The sequence below is a fragment of the Cupriavidus oxalaticus genome (genome assembly GCF_004768545.1).
GTDB classification, from domain to species: domain Bacteria; phylum Pseudomonadota; class Gammaproteobacteria; order Burkholderiales; family Burkholderiaceae; genus Cupriavidus; species Cupriavidus oxalaticus_A.
The window spans coordinates 967,335-981,813 of record NZ_CP038636.1; the positions used below are offsets into that span (position 1 = coordinate 967,335).

Below are 14,479 nucleotides of genomic sequence, written 5' to 3' on the forward strand. Positions count from 1 at the left end.
ACATGACCGATACGCTCGTCCCCCCCGCCGCCGACATTGGCGGTCCGGCCCAGCCGCTCGTGATCGCGCGCGATCTGGTCAAGCACTTCCCGCTCAAGTCGGCGATCCCGCTGCGCCGGGCGGGCGTGGTGCGCGCCGTCGATGGCATCAGTTTCGACGTGCGCAAGGGCGAAACGCTCGGCGTGGTCGGTGAATCCGGCTGCGGCAAATCCACCACGGCTCGCTTGCTGATGCAACTGACACCCCACGACAGCGGCGAACTGATCTTCGACGCGCAGGGCGTCGGCTCGCCGCAGCTGCCGATGAAAGCCTTCCGCAGCCAGGTGCAGATGGTCTTCCAGGACAGCTACTCGTCGCTGAACCCGCGCCTGACCATCGAGGAATCGGTCGCCTTCACGCCGCGCGTACATGGCGTGCCGGCTCGCGAAGCCACCGAGCGGGCCCGCTACCTGCTGAACCGTGTCGGACTGGAGCCGTCGCGCTTTGCCGGACGCTACCCGCACGAGCTTTCCGGCGGCCAGCGCCAGCGCGTCAATATCGCGCGGGCACTGGCGCTGCGCCCGCGGCTGGTGATCCTGGACGAAGCGGTGTCCGCACTGGACAAGTCCGTCGAGGCCCAGGTGCTCAACCTGCTGCTCGATCTCAAGGCCGAGTTCGACCTGACCTACGTCTTCATCAGCCATGACCTGAACGTGATCCGCTACCTGTGCGACCGGGTCATGGTGATGTACCTGGGCAAGGTCGTGGAAGTCGGCGATACCGAATCCATTTACCGGAACCCCGCCCACCCTTACACGCGCGCGCTGCTGGCCTCGATGCCGTCGATGGACCCCGACCATCGCACCCTGGCCGCGCCGCTGGCCGGCGACCCGCCGAACCCGATCAACCCGCCATCGGGCTGCAGCTTTCATCCTCGCTGCGCCAGCGCGGAGCCCGTCTGCGCCCGCCGCGCACCGGCGTTGTCCCACGCGCTGGCGGAACACCCCGTGTCCTGCCTGATGGCAATGCCCGATGGCGGCCATTCGCAGCCGTTGCGCCGCATGACGCCCGGCCTGCACGCCGCTGCACACTGAACCTGGCCGGAGATGACCATGCCCTCTAATACCCCCGCCATTTCACTCCGGGACCTGCGCGTGACGTTCGCGGGCGGCGGCAAGACCATCCAGGCCGTCAACGGCGTGTCGCTCGATGTTGCCACGGGAGAAGCCGTCGCATTGATCGGCGAGTCCGGTTCCGGCAAGAGCGTCACCCTGCGCGCGCTGATGCGCCTTCACCCGCCGCGTCGCACGAAGATGAGCGGCGATATCCGGGTCGCAGGGCAGGACGTGCTGAACCTGGACAAGCGGGCACTGGCGCGCCTGCGCGGCGGCACCGTGGCGATGGTGTTCCAGGAACCGCTGCTGGCGCTGGATCCCGTCTACACCGTGGGCCAGCAGCTCATCGAGTGCATCCGCACACATCGCAAGGTATCGAGCGCCGAAGCACGGGAACTCGCGCTCAAGGCGCTGGAAGCCGTACGGATCCCGAGCCCGGAGCGCAGACTGGCCGCCTATCCTCATGAAATGTCCGGTGGCATGAGGCAACGTGCGATGATCGCGCTGGCGCTGTCCGCGCAGCCGAAGATCCTGCTGGCCGACGAGCCCACTACGGCGCTCGACGCCACGGTGCAGATCCAGGTACTGATCCTGTTGCGCGAACTGCAGCGCGAACTGGGCCTGTCCATCGTCTTTGTCACGCACGACATAGGCGCCGCGGTGGAAATCGCCGACCGCGTCGCGGTGATGTACGGCGGACGCATCGTCGAGGAAGGTCCGATCCGCACGCTGATGCGCGAAGCGCGCCACCCATACACGATCGCGCTGCTGCAAAGCCGCCAGCACGGCATGCATCGCGGCGAGCGGCTGCCATCCATCGACGGCGCGCCGCCGGATCTCGCGGCATTGCCGCCGGGCTGCGCGTTCGCGCCGCGTTGCCCGCACGCCCGCCCCGAATGCCTGGCCGACGTGCCGCGCGCGGTGTCGCTCGGCAACGGCCATCAAGTAAGTTGTACCCTCGTTTCCGCGCGCGCCGCGGCCGAGGCCGCCTGAGTCCCTCAGGCTTCAGCATTCACCGGTAAAAGGAACCCGACAGCCATGAGCCTGGCCACCCATCCGTCCCGCGCCTTCCTGCCCTACCCCGAGGCGCCTGTTCCCAACGCGGCGCAGGGCCCGCTGAGCGGGCTGACATTCGCGGTCAAGGACCTGTTCGATGTAGCCGGATACCCGACCGGCGGCGGCAACCCGCATGTGCTGGCGCGCTCCGGCATCAAGACGGCCACAGCGCCGGCGGTATGCAGTCTGCTCGAGGCCGGTGCCACGTTCCTGGGCAAGGTCCATACCGATGAACTCGCGTTCTCGATGAATGGCCAGAACTATCACTATGGCGGCCCTTACAACGGCGCCGCGCCAGACCGGATTACAGGCGGCTCCTCGTCGGGATCGGCATCCGCGGTATCGCACGGCCTGTGCGATTTCGCGCTCGGCACCGATACCGGAGGCTCGATCCGGGCGCCGGCCAGCCATTGCGGCCTGTTGGGCATCCGCCCCTCGCACGGCCGTGTCACGCTGGAGCTGTGCATGCCGTTGAGCGAGTCGCTCGATACCTGCGGCTTTTTTGCACGCGACATCGGCACATTCGCACGCGTCGCCGACGTACTGCTCGGCAACGACAGCCAGCCGCTGGCCGTGCCCCCGAAACTGCTGCTTGCCGCGGATCTCTTCGAACTGCCAACGCCCGAGGCACGCGCGGCGCTCGCGCCAGCCGTTGCCCGCATCGAATCCCTGCTTGGCACGGCCATGCCTGTCAACGTGGCCGACCGCCCGCTGTCCGAGCTGTACTGGGCCTTCCGGTACGTGCAGGGGTGGGAAGCCTGGCAAGCCGACGGCACCCTGATCGAGGACTTTGCACTGCAGCTCGGCCCCGACGTGGCCGGCCGATTCCAGTTCAGCAAGGGCGTCACGCGCGACCAGTTCGAACACGCCAGTACGATACGCCACGCCTTCACCGCACACCTGGGCCGCATGCTCGGGCAGGACAGCATCCTGGTGCTGCCGACCATGCCGGACATTGCCCCGCTGCGGACCGCGCCGGCGGAGGCCCTGGAAGACTATCGCACGGCCGCTGCGCAATCGCTGTGCCTGACGCCGCTGACCGGGTTCCCGCAATTGACTCTGCCTCTGTCTGGCCGCCAGGGTGCGCCGCTCGGCATTTCCCTGCTTGGACCGAAGGGAAGCGACCGCAGACTGATCGCCGTGGCCGAAATGCTGATGGCCGCGCTCGCCTGAGATACGCTCTTCGGTACGCCTTCCCACTCGCCTACAGGACCGACATGACCCGACTTTGCATCACCGCCGCCGGCTACACGTTCATCGCCGAGACCAATCCGGACGCGCCGCAAACCGTGGCCGCGTTCCTGAAGCTGCTGCCCTATCGGCAAAAACTGATCCATGTGCGCTGGAGCGGAGAAGGCTGCTGGATTCCGCTCGGCGAATTCAGGCTCGGCGTCAGCTTCGAGAACCACACGAGCCATCCGTCTTCGGGCGACATACTGTTCTATCCTGGCGGCTACAGCGAGACCGAGATCATCCTGGCCTATGGCAGTTGCTGCTTCGCGAGCAAAATGGGGCAACTCGCGGGGAACCATTTCCTGACCATCGTCGGAGGCAACGAGAACCTCCGCGCCCTGGGCACCAAGGTACTTTGGGAAGGAGCGCAGGAGGTGGTGTTCGAGCTCGCCGAATAGGGTGCCTGCCGACTGCCCGGCCAGCCGCCTCTCACAGTCGTGCAGACCACGGCAGGCATCGCTCAACTGCGCCATGCCAGGGCATTGACGGATGCCCGGCCACCCACCGTCGACAGCCGCGAGCGCGCCACTGCTCCGGTCAACCGTGTACGGCTGACAAGAACTGCCGCAACGCGGGGGTCCGCAGCTGGCCGAATACCTGGTCGGGCGTGCCCGCCTCGTGCACCTTGCCCGGGTGCATGAACACGATGTGGTCATTGACCTTGCGCGCAAAGTTCATTTCGTGCGTCACCATCATCAGCGTCACGCCGTCGGCGGCAAGCGACTCGACCACACTCAGGCAGTGAAGATGGCAGTCCAGGACACGGTTGTCAGCGCGTCCATCCCTCCGCTATGCGTTTTGAAGATACCAGATGTTGGAATTCTTGAATTTACGATGGCGCGAGCGCTTCCTAGACTCCTCCGGACAAAAGAAGCATCCGGAGACAGACATGGTGAATGCCAAACTACCCGCGCAACCGGCCCGAGGCCCTGGCGAACGCCAGCCTGGGCGACAAGTATCCCCTCGAGAAAGGCTGTGTCTACCTGAGCGGCGCCCAAACGCTGGTTCGCCTGCCCGTGCTGCGTAGGACGCGGCAGCGGCGGATGGCGTTGCTGGCCCAATATCGCAGTAACGCGCAGAGGGCTGCGGCCTGACCCGGCCCGCAGCAGATTAGAATCGGGCGCGTCCGGCCTGCCCGTGATGGGGCGCGCGACGGCGCACCGCGTTTTGGCGAGTAGCTCTCCACCCTTGTAAGACACCCGCCCCGGTGACAATACCGCGTCGGCCAGGGCCATATGGCCCAACATCCTTGGAACACTGAAAAATGAGCACGGAAAATCAATTGCAATTCGTTGTAGAGCCTCACCCCCAACCCACCCCCGCCGATGAGATCGCAGCCAGGTTGGAAAACCCGACCTTCGGACGCGTTTTCACAGATCACATGGTCACGATCCGTTGGACCGACGGTCGCGGCTGGCATGACGCCAAGGTCGAAGCACGCCGTCCTTTCCAAATCGATCCCGCCTGCGCAGTACTGCACTACGCGCAGGAAATCTTCGAGGGCATGAAGGCATACCGTGGCGAGGACGGCAAGATCTCCCTGTTCCGACCGGAGGAGAACGCAAGGCGTTTTCGCGCCTCCGCTGCCCGCATGTCGATGGCCGACCTGCCCGAGGCCACATTCCTGCAAGCCGTGGAAGCGCTCGTCGATATTGACCGCGCCTGGATTCCGGGAAGCGAGGGGAGCCTCTACCTGCGCCCGTTCATGTTCGCCTCGGAGAGTTTTCTCGGTGTGCGCGCGGCGGCCGAGTATATATTCTGCGTGATCGCGTGCCCGGTCGGCCCGTATTTCAAGGCCGGCAAGTCGGCGGTGACCGTATGGGTTTCGGATCAATACACCCGCGCGGCCCCTGGCGGCACCGGCGCGGCCAAGTGCGGCGGCAATTACGCGGCCAGCCTGATCGCGCAGACCGATGCCTCGGCCAAAGGCTGCGACCAGGTGGTGTTCCTTGATGCTGCGGAGCACCGCTGGATCGAGGAGCTCGGGGGCATGAATGTGTTTTTCGTGATGGATGACGGCTCCCTGCGCACGCCCCCGTTGACAGGGACAATCCTGCCGGGCGTTACCCGCGCTTCGATCATCGAACTGGCCGGGCACGAGGGTATTCCGGTCAACGAAGCACCATATGACTTCGAGTCGTGGCGCACGGATGCAGCCAGTGGCCGGGTTAAGGAAACCTTCGCCTGCGGCACGGCCGCGGTCGTCACCGCCATCGGGCAGGTGCGCCACGCTGGTGGAGAATTCACGATCGGCAATGGTGGGGAAGGCGAAGTCACGCAACGCCTCCGTTCGTTGCTGACCGGCATCCAGCGCGGCAGGATCGCCGACCCGTTCGGATGGGTCCATCACGTCGATTGAGACCGGCGTGTCTGACATCAGCGGCACGCACGGAATCGGAAGCCAGTCCGCGCCGCGTTGATTCGGTTTGACGTCTATCCCCGCCCGCCTTGGCGGTCCGGTCAATTCCAACAAATACCGGGGCCGGTGCGCGACCTGCGTGCCGGCAAGCCCACCGCGAAGGGTGTTGTTGGTACGCCTGCCCACCAAGGAAACGCTCTAACTTATTGATTTATCGAACCTTCTGCTCAGGCGCTTCGACGGAGCATCTTTATCTTTACTACACTTCACGTTTACCGCTAACGCCAGGCACGTTCGCCGTTCGCCCGCAAGACGACGGCTTCTCGCTGAGCACCCATCCAATGGACGGTGCGCCACGGCTGGATGAGCCGATACGGGGAGCGGCCTCTCGCGCCGAACGGGTGGAGCAAGGAGAAACGACGATGGAACTGCTCGTGGAACAAGTGGAAGTTTGGGCGGCGAGCATACCGGACAAGCCGGGTGGCCTAGCCGGGGTCCTGACGACCTTGCGCGATGTGGGGGCCGATCTGCAATTCATCATTGCCCGGCGCAGTCCGGACAGGCCTGGCGAAAGCGTCGTGTTTGTCACACCGTTGCAGGGAGAGCGCGAAATGGTGGCGGCGGCCATCGCCGGATTCAATCTCACGCAAAAGCAGCATTGCGTGCGTGTCATGGGCCAGAATATACCGGGCCTTGCCGCTGCCTTGACCGAGGACCTTGCCGAAGCGAGGATCAACCTCCGTGGTTTTTCAGCGGCGGTAATCGGTACGCAATTTGTCGCCTACGTGGCGGTCGACTCGCTGGCGGAGGCGGACCTGGCAGCGGACGTCCTCAAAGCCGTTGTCTGAAGGAGCTCGCATGACGCGCTCGCGATAGGTATCGAGCCGCGTCGCGTGCTCCGGTTTGCTTGATGTGCGCAATGCCACGGGGTCAATCGGCGAATGCACTCCACGCGACGGACCAGACTCCCGCCCGATCTCGTCCAGCGCCTGATTGGTCTCGAGCCTTTAGGCGCAGATACCGCCGGCATTGCTGGCCGCCAGGGTTGGCTCTGCTGCGCAAGGCGGCCTTACGATAGAGAATTGCCTGCGTCCTGTTGTTACCGCCGGTGCCTCTTGCCTCATACCAGCACGTGGCGTGTCTCTACAAAGAAGCGCTGAATTTCTTCTTCAATATCCGGATCGATCATTCTTTCCGGCCGATTTCCGTTCGGGCAGGCAAGCCTTGGGGTCGTGCCAAACAAGCGGCAAATCAACGGGCGCTCCGAATACACGCTACACCCCTTGGTATCCAGATGGGGGCAATTTAGGTTTGCCAGCGCAGTTTCGTGCTCGGCATCGCTCTTAACGGGAAGCCTCGACATCTCTTCGGTTGAGGTGGTCACCGGCCCACAACAGTCATGACATCCAGGGGTGCACTCGAAGGTGGGAATTCGCGAGCGAAGAAATCTGATCTTTTGACTATTCATTGGTGCAGGTATCAGACAGTCGGTCGGGAGCGAGCCGAGGTAGCGGAAGGCTGCGCGCTACGTGCGACCCAACTGTGCGCCGCAATCGAGTTCAACTACCGTTCCCCCGGCTGTAATCCGAGGAATTCCGACGCCTCTTGCATAGCGCTCTCGGCCAGCTCACGAGCTTCCTCGCCTCCGCCGGGGGACATCAGGCCGACCAGCGCTGCGTAGAGCAAGTGGATCAGATCCACGGCACGGTGATACTGTTCGTCGCTCATGTCTTACTCTCTACGAAGCCATTGAGCCGTGTCATCAGCTCAGGTTTGCGCAACTTTGCGCCTGATCGGGCCGTCGTTTCAGGTGCTTCCCCGCCCGGGCAGATGTTGCACGAGCCAGATCATTGCCGACACCGCGGCAATGGCCCAGAGGATCACGATCACCAGCGCAGCAACGTGGCTGACGGGGCGATTTGCGGCCTCTGCGGCGGCTACGCGATGCTGGCGCATTACTTCCGCAGGAATCCATCGTATTGCCAGCAACAAGCCGAGCGGTACCAGCACCACGTCGTCCAGATAGCCGAGCACTGGAATGAAATCCGGAATCAGGTCAATGGGCGACAAGGCATAGGCTGCGACCAGCAAGGCTAGCGCTTTCGCATACCACGGCGTGCGGGGATCGTGCGCGGCCAGCCACACCGCGTGCACATCTTCCTTGACTGCCCGAGCCCAACGCCGGGAACGTGCGGCCAAATGAGGCAGAAGGTCCCGGCGCCACAAGTGCAGGCGCACATCGTCGAGCACCGGAACCGCCGCGAGGGCGAGCAGCAAGGTTGCCAGGACAAGCGTGGCGCTGAACCCGACGTGCTTGAACCCCAAGGCGCCAATGACGCCGCCGGCAAAGAATAAGGCGACCAGGGTGATAAGTACCTGTAGCTTGTGCCGATTGGCGAGCACCAGTGGCTTGCTCGAATCGGCTCTGGACAGGTTGCAATAGAACAGCTTGCCCAGTTCGATACCGATGTCGGTGACCATGCCGGTCACGTGCGTGGTGCGGATCTCGGCGTTCGACAGCTTGGTGATCATGGCATTTTGCAAGCCCATGATGAAACAGAGCACCATGACCGTTGCTGGTACAAACAACCATTCGTGGTGCTCGAGATTGCTGCCAAGCAGGCCAAAACACACCAACAGCGCAGCTTCCAACATGAGCGGCAATGCGTATTCGCTATGCAGCCGCTCGCGCCGAGCCCAGTTTATCAGCACCGCCGAGCAGGCGGCACCCGCCAAAAACGACAGCATGGCCCCCAGGCCGTCCAGCATCAGCCAGAAACTGCCAAGCGCCAGGTTGTCGGCCATGGCGGACACGATCCCCGACATGTGAGAGGTGTACTGCTGCACGGCCAGGAAGCCTCCCGCGTTGGTCGCTCCGGCAACGAAGGCCAGGTAGCAGGCGAGTTGCCGATTGATCCCGGGATTGCGCTCCTTCCCGGTGAGCTTACGCAGGTACAGGATTGGCATGGTCGCGTCGGTAAGGTGGTGTGCGCGGGGGGGCGGTGTCAATACCGAGTCTGCGACCTTCCGAGCTTAGGCCAGAAGGCGCGATCCGACGCAAGCCGCTCGCCGTGCTTCAGGCGGCGAGCGGCCGCGGTCAGGTTCAGCGAATGCGCCGTTTCCAGGATGCGCGCACGCGCCGTCAGCGCGTTCAGGGAGGGCAGCTTGTGCGCACCTTTCCAGGCAAACAGCGTGTAGTTACAACTGTCTTCGGAAAGGGAAAGCGATATCGACTGACCAAACGAGGCGCTGACTTCCTCCAGGTAGAGCGGAATATCGGGATCGCTTTCGAGAAAATTCGCAACCAGCACCCCGGTATCGGTCAAGCGTGCATGACAGTCGGCATAGAAGTCCGCGGTGCCAAGCTGCACCGGCATGCCGTCGGCCAGGAAGCCATCCACCAGGATGACGTCCGGTCGCGCATTCCGGTTCGAGACATATTCGGCGCCATCCGCGCAAACTACCTCGAGTCGCTCGTCATCCGGCGGGATGTGGAACTGGTCGCGCAGGGCAATGACCGCCGGATTGATCTCAATGGCCACAATCCTGGTATTGGGTAGGTGCCGGTAGCAATATTTGGCCAGTGAACCGCCCCCCAGGCCGATCATCGAGATTCTGGCGGGCGTTGGGTGCAACAGCAGGAATCCCATCATGGTCCGGGTATAACCCAGCACGAGCCTGTCGGGATCCTTGCGCGACATGAAGCTTTGGGTGGCCAGCGCGTCGAAATGCAGTGACAGGGCGTGCTGGGTTTCCAACACCTGGGGCGTACCGTCGTTGGCCGCCTCGGCCAGGAATTTCAGATAAGCCTCGAACGAGGAGCGGTCGGCGTGCATCTGTCGGTTTCCATTAGCGAGACTTGGGGAGCGCCTCGCCCCTCAACAATGCCGCGATAGTGACGACAGCGGCGGCCTCGTCCACGCCGTCCGCCTGGATGCCCAGGTGTGTCCCCACTTGAGCGGACAGGCGCATGACCTCCATAACGTTCTTGGCGTTTGCGATCCAGGGGCCGCTGGTGAGCAGGATCTTGCACTCAAACTGATTGGCCGTGAAAGCCAACCGTGCAGAATTCCGGCCTTGAAATCCGTTGCCGGCAGTTACTTCTATCGTCACTTCTACCACTGCGCCCTCATCAGAAAAAGGTGCCCTCAAGACTCGTTTGCGCGGGACCGCGCCCCTGCCAGCCTGCACACCGGGCCGATGGCATGCCGGCGCATCCTGGAGATGTATATAATGATAATGCCATTATAATATGATGACATTGTTAGACGCATGGAATCCAAGACCGCCCGCCTGACCGTATTGATCGATCCGGAGAAAAAAAAGGCCTTTGAGGCACTCTGCGCCGCCCAGGACCAGACGCCATCCCAAGTCGTTCGCCAGATGATTCGCGACTATTTGCAGCGGTACGAGGTGGACTACGCCACCCGGCCGACGCTCGGCGCGCCGAGGTCAGTGGCGAAGGAAGTGGGTGATGCGTAGCAGGACGGGAGCCGGCCGGTGCCCACGCTCAAGTGCGCACCGCTGATGCCAGGGCCGGATCGCTAGCGCCGTGTGGCACCGGCCTGCCGAACGGCGCTTAGTATTCCGCGCAGGATCTCTATTGGCGGCGGCGGACAGCCCGGCACGGCTACGTCGACCGGGATCACGTTGGCGACACGGCCGCAGCTCGCATAGCTCTCGCCGAAGATCCCGCCGGTACAACCGCAGTCGCCTACCGCCACCACCAGTTTCGGCTCCGGGGTTGCCGCGTAGGTGCGCAGCAGCGCCTCCTCCATATGACGCGAGACGGGCCCGGTCACCAGCAGCATGTCGGCGTGGCGCGGGCTGGCGACGAACTTGATGCCCAGGCCTTCGATGTTGTAGTAAGGATTACCGAGCGCGTGGATCTCCAGCTCGCAGCCATTGCACGAGCCTGCGTCGACCTGCCGGATCGTCAGCGCCTGGCCGAGAATGTCGAGCAGTTCCCGGTGGATGCGCTGGATAGAGGCAGTCTCCCCCGCGCCGGGCGGCGCAGGCTCAGTGACGATGCCGGTGTGGGCGATTTGCTTGAGGATTTGCCACATCAGAGGTCGTGCCCCGCATAGCTGAGGTTGAAGGATTTGTTGATCAGCGGAAAGTCCGGCACGATGTTGCCGATGATGGCGTGCTCAAGCACCGGCCAGTTCTGCCACGACGGGTCGTGGCAATGACAGCGGAGGATGCGGCCGTCATCGGCAAGTTCGAGCGCGACGAGGACTTCGCCGCGCCAGCCCTCCACCCATCCCGCCCCAATGGCGGCGCCGGCGGGCGCTTGTAGCGCAAGTCGCGTGGCCCCATCCGGCAAGCCTGCACAGATGGCACGGATCAGTCGCAGCGACTCCAGCACCTCATCGAATCGCACCGCGACACGGGCGGCGACATCGCCGCCGCGGTGTCCGGCCATTTTTACGGCAAGGCTATCGTAGGGCGGCCAGGCATGGTCGCAGCGCAGGTCCGCCGCTCGGCCGCTGGCACGTCCGGCCAGCCCCGTCAGCCCAAGCTGGGCGGCAAGCTGTGGCGTGACGCGGCCCGCCCCAAGAAAGCGGTCCTGCAGGCCCGCATGTTCGTCGTACACTGCGCGCAGCACGCGCACTTCCCGCTCAATGCGGTTGCACTGCTGCCGCAAGCGCTCAAGCATGGCTGTCGTCAAGTCCTGCGCTACGCCGCCCGGTACCACGGCGTCCATCATCAGCCGGTGGCCGAAAGCCTCTCCGGACAGCCGCTGCCAGTCTTCGCGCAAGCGCGAGAATTGCGCCAATCCGAAGGCCAGCCCCGCGTCGTTGCCCAGCGCCCCCAGGTCACCCAGGTGATTGGCCACGCGCTCACGCTCGAGCATCAGGGCACGCAGCCAGTTTGCGCGCGGCGGGGGCGCACAGTCCCAGGCAGACTCGAGCGCCATGCAATAGCCCCAGGCGTAGGCCACGGTGGAGTCGCCCGAGACCCGGCCGGCCAGACGGTAGCCCTCCAGCGGCGGCAGTTCGGTGAACCGCCGCTCGATGCCCTTGTGCGTGTAGCCCAGGTGTTCTTCCAGCCGCAGGACCTTTTCTCCGACCACGGAAAAGCGGAAGTGGCCGGGTTCGATGATGCCGGCATGCACCGGGCCGACCGCGATCTCGTGCACCCCGTCGCCCTCTACACGCACGAAAGGATAGTCGGCCGGCAGTTTGCCGGCCGTGGCCGCACTCAGCTGCGCGCCGTTTTGCAGCGGTCGCGGCCCTGGCGACCACAGGCCGTGGTCCAGCCAGGGCCGGGCGTCGTGGCTGCCGTGCACGGCGATACCCGCCAGGTCGGTCATGGCACGCTGCATTCGGCCTGCGCACGGGAATGCACTGCTCAGATCCGGCACGGTGGGCGCGACACCATCAAGCCGCAATTCGAGCCATATCAGTCCTCGCGGCATGGCATACGCCACGCATGCGGCCAACGTACCGCCGATGGCGCTGCGGTCGGCGCCCCACAGTCCAACAAGGCGCCCACCCGCATCCGCCACCGCGCGGGCCGTGGCAGACCAGTCGTCTTGCCCGACCTGGCCGTGCCAGACCGGCAGCGGCGCAGGCAGCCGCGCCAGCTCAAGGCTGAGATCTGACAGTGTCATCGGTCTAGCTCCCCAGCATTGCGGCTGCCTGCCGGTACCAGGTGTCGAGATAGGGCGGAATATAGAGGCCCAGCATCAGCCCCAGGGCGAGGTGCACGAACACTGGGATCAGCGCTGGCGGATGCGCCAGCGGCTTGAGCGTGGTGTCACCGAACACCATCGGTTGTACCCGGCTGAACACCGCGGCGAATGCCAATCCGAGAGCAATCAGCAGGAAGGGCGTGGCCCACGGCTGCTCGCGCATGGCGGTCGTGACGATCAGGAACTCGCTGGCGAAGACCCCAAACGGCGGCATGCCCAGGATGGCGAGTGCGCCTACCATCAGGCCCCAGCCGACGGTGGGGCTGACACGGATCAGCCCGCGGATGTCGTCCATGATTTGCGTGCCCGCTTTCTGCGCGGCGTGGCCCACAGCGAAGAAGATTGCGGACTTGACCAGCGAATGCACCGTCATGTGCAGCAGGCCGGCGTAGCTGGCGATCGGCCCGCCCATGCCGAAGGCGAAGGTCATCATGCCCATGTGCTCGATGGACGAATATGCAAACATGCGTTTGATGTCGCGCTGCCGGATCAGGAAGAAGACCGCCGCGACCACCGATACCAGGCCGAACCCCATCATCAGGCGGCCGGTGAGATGGTTGCCCAGTGCCGCATCGGTCAGCACCTTGCAGCGCAGCACGGCATAGAGCGCCACATTGAGCAGCAGGCCGGAGAGCACGGCGGACACCGGGGTCGGGCCCTCGGCGTGGGCATCGGGCAGCCAGTTATGCAGCGGGACCAGGCCGACCTTGGTGCCATAGCCGATAAACAGGAAGGCGAATGCCAGCGTGATGATGTTGGGATCGAGCTGGCGCTTGACCGCGTCCAGATTGGTCCACAGCAACGCGCCCCCCTCCGCGCCGATGACTTTCTCGGCGGCCATGTAGAGCAGCACCGTGCCAAACAGCGCCTGGGCAATCCCCACCCCGCACAGGATGAAGTACTTCCATGCCGCTTCGAGGCTGGCGGCGGTGCGGTAGACGCTGACCAGCAGCACCGTGGTCAGCGTGGCGGCCTCCATCGCAACCCATACGATGCCCATATTGTTGGTCGTCAGCGCCAGCAGCATGGTAAAGGTGAAGAGCTGGTACATGCTGTGGTACAGGCGCAACCGCGGCGGCGTCATCTTGCCGTGGTCGTGCTCCACCCGCATGTACGGCCGCGAGAAGATCGAGGTCGTCAGGCCCACGAACGCAGTCAGCGCAACGAGAAAGACGTTCAGGGGATCGATGTAGAACTCCCGGCCCCATGCCAGCATGGGGCCATCGGCGACGATCCGCACTGTAAGCATGCAGGCGGCGAGGAATGTGCCCAGGCTGAAGGCGACATTGATGTCGCGTGCGCGTTCGCGATGTCCCGTCAGCGCGAGCACCAGCCCGCCGGCGAGCGGCATTGCAAGCAACAGGGCCAGCGCAATCAACTCAATCCTCCTTCAGCTTTTCAAGGTGACGGATGTCCAGGCTGTCGAACTGCTCGCGGATCTGGAACATGAACACGCCCAGGATCAGCACGCCGATCAGTACATCCAGCGCGATGCCCAGCTCGACCACCATCGGCATGCCGTATGTCGCGGCGGTGGCTGCAAAGAAGAGGCCGTTCTCCATCGCCAGGAAGCCAATGACCTGCGGCACCGCCTTGGAGCGCGTGATCATCATCAGGAAGGACAACAGCACGCATGCCAGCGCAATGCCCAGCGTGCCGCTGGCTAGCTTCAGCGACAGCCGCGCGATTGGCATGGTGAGATTGAAGGCGAAGATCACCACCAGGATGCCGATCAGCATGGTGGTGGGAATGTTGATCAGCGTCTCGACGTCCCAGCGGATCTGGAGACGATCGATAACGCGGTGCAGCAGATAGGGGATGAGCAACACCTTGAGTACCAGGGTCAGGCCGGCCGACAGGTAAAGGTGCGGCTGGCCCGTCACGTAGCCAACGACGGCGGTGGCTAATGCCAGGGTCGCACCCTGCAGCGTAAACAAGTGGATCAGCGACAGGATCCGTCGCTGCGAGATCATGGCGAAGGCGAGGATCAGCAGCACCGCGCCGAGCAGGTTGACGAACTGGGTGAGGAGCGCAGTCATT

17 protein-coding genes and 1 pseudogene are annotated in these 14,479 nt (G+C 64.1%); 8 read left to right on the forward strand and 10 right to left on the reverse strand.

The window, feature by feature from the left end; genetic code table 11:
- Window positions 1–2: 2 nt before the first annotated feature.
- The 4 genes from E0W60_RS32480 to E0W60_RS32495 are packed head-to-tail and all read left to right on the forward strand — an operon-like array spanning window position 3 to window position 3,781.
- A complete protein-coding gene (locus tag E0W60_RS32480) occupies window positions 3–1,073 on the forward strand; it encodes an ABC transporter ATP-binding protein (RefSeq protein ID WP_135706927.1) in 1,071 nt (356 codons plus the stop codon).
- Window positions 1,074–1,085: 12 nt separating this feature from the next.
- Window positions 1,086–2,087, forward strand: coding sequence for an ABC transporter ATP-binding protein (locus E0W60_RS32485; protein WP_133092750.1), 1,002 nt, complete (start codon window positions 1,086–1,088; stop codon window positions 2,085–2,087).
- Window positions 2,088–2,132: 45 nt separating this feature from the next.
- Window positions 2,133–3,323, forward strand: coding sequence for an amidase (locus E0W60_RS32490; protein ID WP_135706928.1), 1,191 nt, complete (start codon window positions 2,133–2,135; stop codon window positions 3,321–3,323).
- A gap of 44 nt (window positions 3,324–3,367) precedes the next feature.
- A complete protein-coding gene (locus E0W60_RS32495; protein ID WP_133092752.1) occupies window positions 3,368–3,781 on the forward strand; it encodes a DUF3830 family protein in 414 nt (137 codons plus the stop codon).
- Window positions 3,782–3,920: 139 nt separating this feature from the next.
- Here the strand turns inward: E0W60_RS32495 and E0W60_RS32500 are convergent.
- A pseudogene (locus E0W60_RS32500) lies at window positions 3,921–4,121 on the reverse strand (amino acid ABC transporter ATP-binding protein); the annotation flags it as partial.
- A 158-nt stretch (window positions 4,122–4,279) separates the two neighbouring features.
- Here E0W60_RS32500 and E0W60_RS32505 point away from each other — a divergent pair.
- From E0W60_RS32505 to E0W60_RS32515, 3 genes are all read left to right on the forward strand, one after another.
- Window positions 4,280–4,477, forward strand: coding sequence for a hypothetical protein (locus tag E0W60_RS32505; RefSeq protein WP_205751678.1), 198 nt, complete (start codon window positions 4,280–4,282; stop codon window positions 4,475–4,477).
- A 170-nt stretch (window positions 4,478–4,647) separates the two neighbouring features.
- On the forward strand, window positions 4,648–5,742 hold the full coding sequence (locus E0W60_RS32510; protein WP_135706929.1) for a branched-chain amino acid aminotransferase: 1,095 nt from the start codon (window positions 4,648–4,650) through the stop codon (window positions 5,740–5,742).
- 422 nt (window positions 5,743–6,164) lie between these two features.
- Window positions 6,165–6,590 carry an amino acid-binding protein gene (locus E0W60_RS32515; protein ID WP_133092754.1) on the forward strand — a complete coding sequence of 142 codons (426 nt, stop codon included), beginning with the start codon at window positions 6,165–6,167 and terminating at the stop codon, window positions 6,588–6,590.
- Window positions 6,591–6,862: 272 nt separating this feature from the next.
- Here E0W60_RS32515 and E0W60_RS32520 read toward each other — a convergent pair whose 3' ends face one another.
- The 5 genes from E0W60_RS32520 to E0W60_RS32535 form a co-directional block, all read right to left on the reverse strand.
- Window positions 6,863–7,210: a YkgJ family cysteine cluster protein gene (locus E0W60_RS32520; protein WP_133092755.1), complete on the reverse strand. Its 348-nt coding sequence runs from the start codon at window positions 7,208–7,210 to the stop codon at window positions 6,863–6,865.
- A gap of 95 nt (window positions 7,211–7,305) precedes the next feature.
- On the reverse strand, window positions 7,306–7,470 hold the full coding sequence (locus E0W60_RS37215; RefSeq protein ID WP_165971416.1) for a hypothetical protein: 165 nt from the start codon (window positions 7,468–7,470) through the stop codon (window positions 7,306–7,308).
- 78 nt (window positions 7,471–7,548) lie between these two features.
- The gene (locus E0W60_RS32525; RefSeq protein ID WP_135706930.1) at window positions 7,549–8,709 is read right to left on the reverse strand and encodes a DUF1275 domain-containing transporter; all 1,161 of its coding nucleotides are present in this window, start codon (window positions 8,707–8,709) and stop codon (window positions 7,549–7,551) included.
- Window positions 8,710–8,747: 38 nt separating this feature from the next.
- Window positions 8,748–9,578 (reverse strand): fused MFS/spermidine synthase, encoded by an 831-nt coding sequence (locus tag E0W60_RS32530; RefSeq protein WP_135706931.1) that lies wholly within the window; start codon window positions 9,576–9,578, stop codon window positions 8,748–8,750.
- A 13-nt stretch (window positions 9,579–9,591) separates the two neighbouring features.
- Window positions 9,592–9,864, reverse strand: coding sequence for an HPr family phosphocarrier protein (locus tag E0W60_RS32535; RefSeq protein WP_135706932.1), 273 nt, complete (start codon window positions 9,862–9,864; stop codon window positions 9,592–9,594).
- Between the two features lie 150 nt (window positions 9,865–10,014).
- Here E0W60_RS32535 and E0W60_RS32540 point away from each other — a divergent pair, with 150 nt between their 5' ends.
- Window positions 10,015–10,224 (forward strand): ribbon-helix-helix protein, CopG family, encoded by a 210-nt coding sequence (locus E0W60_RS32540; RefSeq protein WP_133092759.1) that lies wholly within the window; start codon window positions 10,015–10,017, stop codon window positions 10,222–10,224.
- A gap of 62 nt (window positions 10,225–10,286) precedes the next feature.
- Here E0W60_RS32540 and E0W60_RS32545 read toward each other — a convergent pair whose 3' ends face one another.
- From E0W60_RS32545 to E0W60_RS32560, 4 genes are read right to left on the reverse strand one after another with little or no spacing between them, the layout of a single operon-like run.
- On the reverse strand, window positions 10,287–10,808 hold the full coding sequence (locus E0W60_RS32545) for an NADH-quinone oxidoreductase subunit B family protein (RefSeq protein ID WP_135706933.1): 522 nt from the start codon (window positions 10,806–10,808) through the stop codon (window positions 10,287–10,289).
- The gene (locus tag E0W60_RS32550) at window positions 10,808–12,358 is read right to left on the reverse strand and encodes an NADH-quinone oxidoreductase subunit C (protein ID WP_135706934.1); all 1,551 of its coding nucleotides are present in this window, start codon (window positions 12,356–12,358) and stop codon (window positions 10,808–10,810) included. The genes E0W60_RS32545 and E0W60_RS32550 overlap by 1 nt, the downstream gene beginning before the upstream one ends.
- Before the next feature lie 4 nt (window positions 12,359–12,362).
- Window positions 12,363–13,790 carry a hydrogenase 4 subunit F gene (locus tag E0W60_RS32555; protein ID WP_431189933.1) on the reverse strand — a complete coding sequence of 476 codons (1,428 nt, stop codon included), beginning with the start codon at window positions 13,788–13,790 and terminating at the stop codon, window positions 12,363–12,365.
- 28 nt (window positions 13,791–13,818) lie between these two features.
- Window positions 13,819–14,478, reverse strand: coding sequence for a formate hydrogenlyase (locus tag E0W60_RS32560; RefSeq protein ID WP_133092763.1), 660 nt, complete (start codon window positions 14,476–14,478; stop codon window positions 13,819–13,821).
- Between the last annotated feature and the right edge of the window lies 1 nt (window position 14,479).

Bases quoted from the DNA above. Each gene is read 5' to 3' on its own strand.
- E0W60_RS32490 (WP_135706928.1), top strand. From the start codon at position 2,133: ATGAGCCTGGCCACCCATCCGTCCCGCGCCTTCCTGCCCTACCCCGAG.
- E0W60_RS32560 (WP_133092763.1), bottom strand. From the start codon at position 14,478: ATGACTGCGCTCCTCACCCAGTTCGTCAACCTGCTCGGCGCGGTGCTG.
- E0W60_RS37215 (WP_165971416.1), bottom strand. From the start codon at position 7,470: ATGAGCGACGAACAGTATCACCGTGCCGTGGATCTGATCCACTTGCTC.
- E0W60_RS32555 (WP_431189933.1), bottom strand. From the start codon at position 13,790: ATGCCGCTCGCCGGCGGGCTGGTGCTCGCGCTGACGGGACATCGCGAA.
- E0W60_RS32540 (WP_133092759.1), top strand. From the start codon at position 10,015: ATGGAATCCAAGACCGCCCGCCTGACCGTATTGATCGATCCGGAGAAA.
- E0W60_RS32525 (WP_135706930.1), bottom strand. From the start codon at position 8,709: ATGCCAATCCTGTACCTGCGTAAGCTCACCGGGAAGGAGCGCAATCCC.
- E0W60_RS32520 (WP_133092755.1), bottom strand. From the start codon at position 7,210: ATGAATAGTCAAAAGATCAGATTTCTTCGCTCGCGAATTCCCACCTTC.
- E0W60_RS32530 (WP_135706931.1), bottom strand. From the start codon at position 9,578: ATGCACGCCGACCGCTCCTCGTTCGAGGCTTATCTGAAATTCCTGGCC.
- E0W60_RS32480 (WP_135706927.1), top strand. From the start codon at position 3: ATGACCGATACGCTCGTCCCCCCCGCCGCCGACATTGGCGGTCCGGCC.
- E0W60_RS32495 (WP_133092752.1), top strand. From the start codon at position 3,368: ATGACCCGACTTTGCATCACCGCCGCCGGCTACACGTTCATCGCCGAG.
- E0W60_RS32485 (WP_133092750.1), top strand. From the start codon at position 1,086: ATGACCATGCCCTCTAATACCCCCGCCATTTCACTCCGGGACCTGCGC.
- E0W60_RS32510 (WP_135706929.1), top strand. From the start codon at position 4,648: ATGAGCACGGAAAATCAATTGCAATTCGTTGTAGAGCCTCACCCCCAA.
- E0W60_RS32515 (WP_133092754.1), top strand. From the start codon at position 6,165: ATGGAACTGCTCGTGGAACAAGTGGAAGTTTGGGCGGCGAGCATACCG.
- E0W60_RS32550 (WP_135706934.1), bottom strand. From the start codon at position 12,358: ATGACACTGTCAGATCTCAGCCTTGAGCTGGCGCGGCTGCCTGCGCCG.
- E0W60_RS32505 (WP_205751678.1), top strand. From the start codon at position 4,280: ATGCCAAACTACCCGCGCAACCGGCCCGAGGCCCTGGCGAACGCCAGC.
- E0W60_RS32545 (WP_135706933.1), bottom strand. From the start codon at position 10,808: ATGTGGCAAATCCTCAAGCAAATCGCCCACACCGGCATCGTCACTGAG.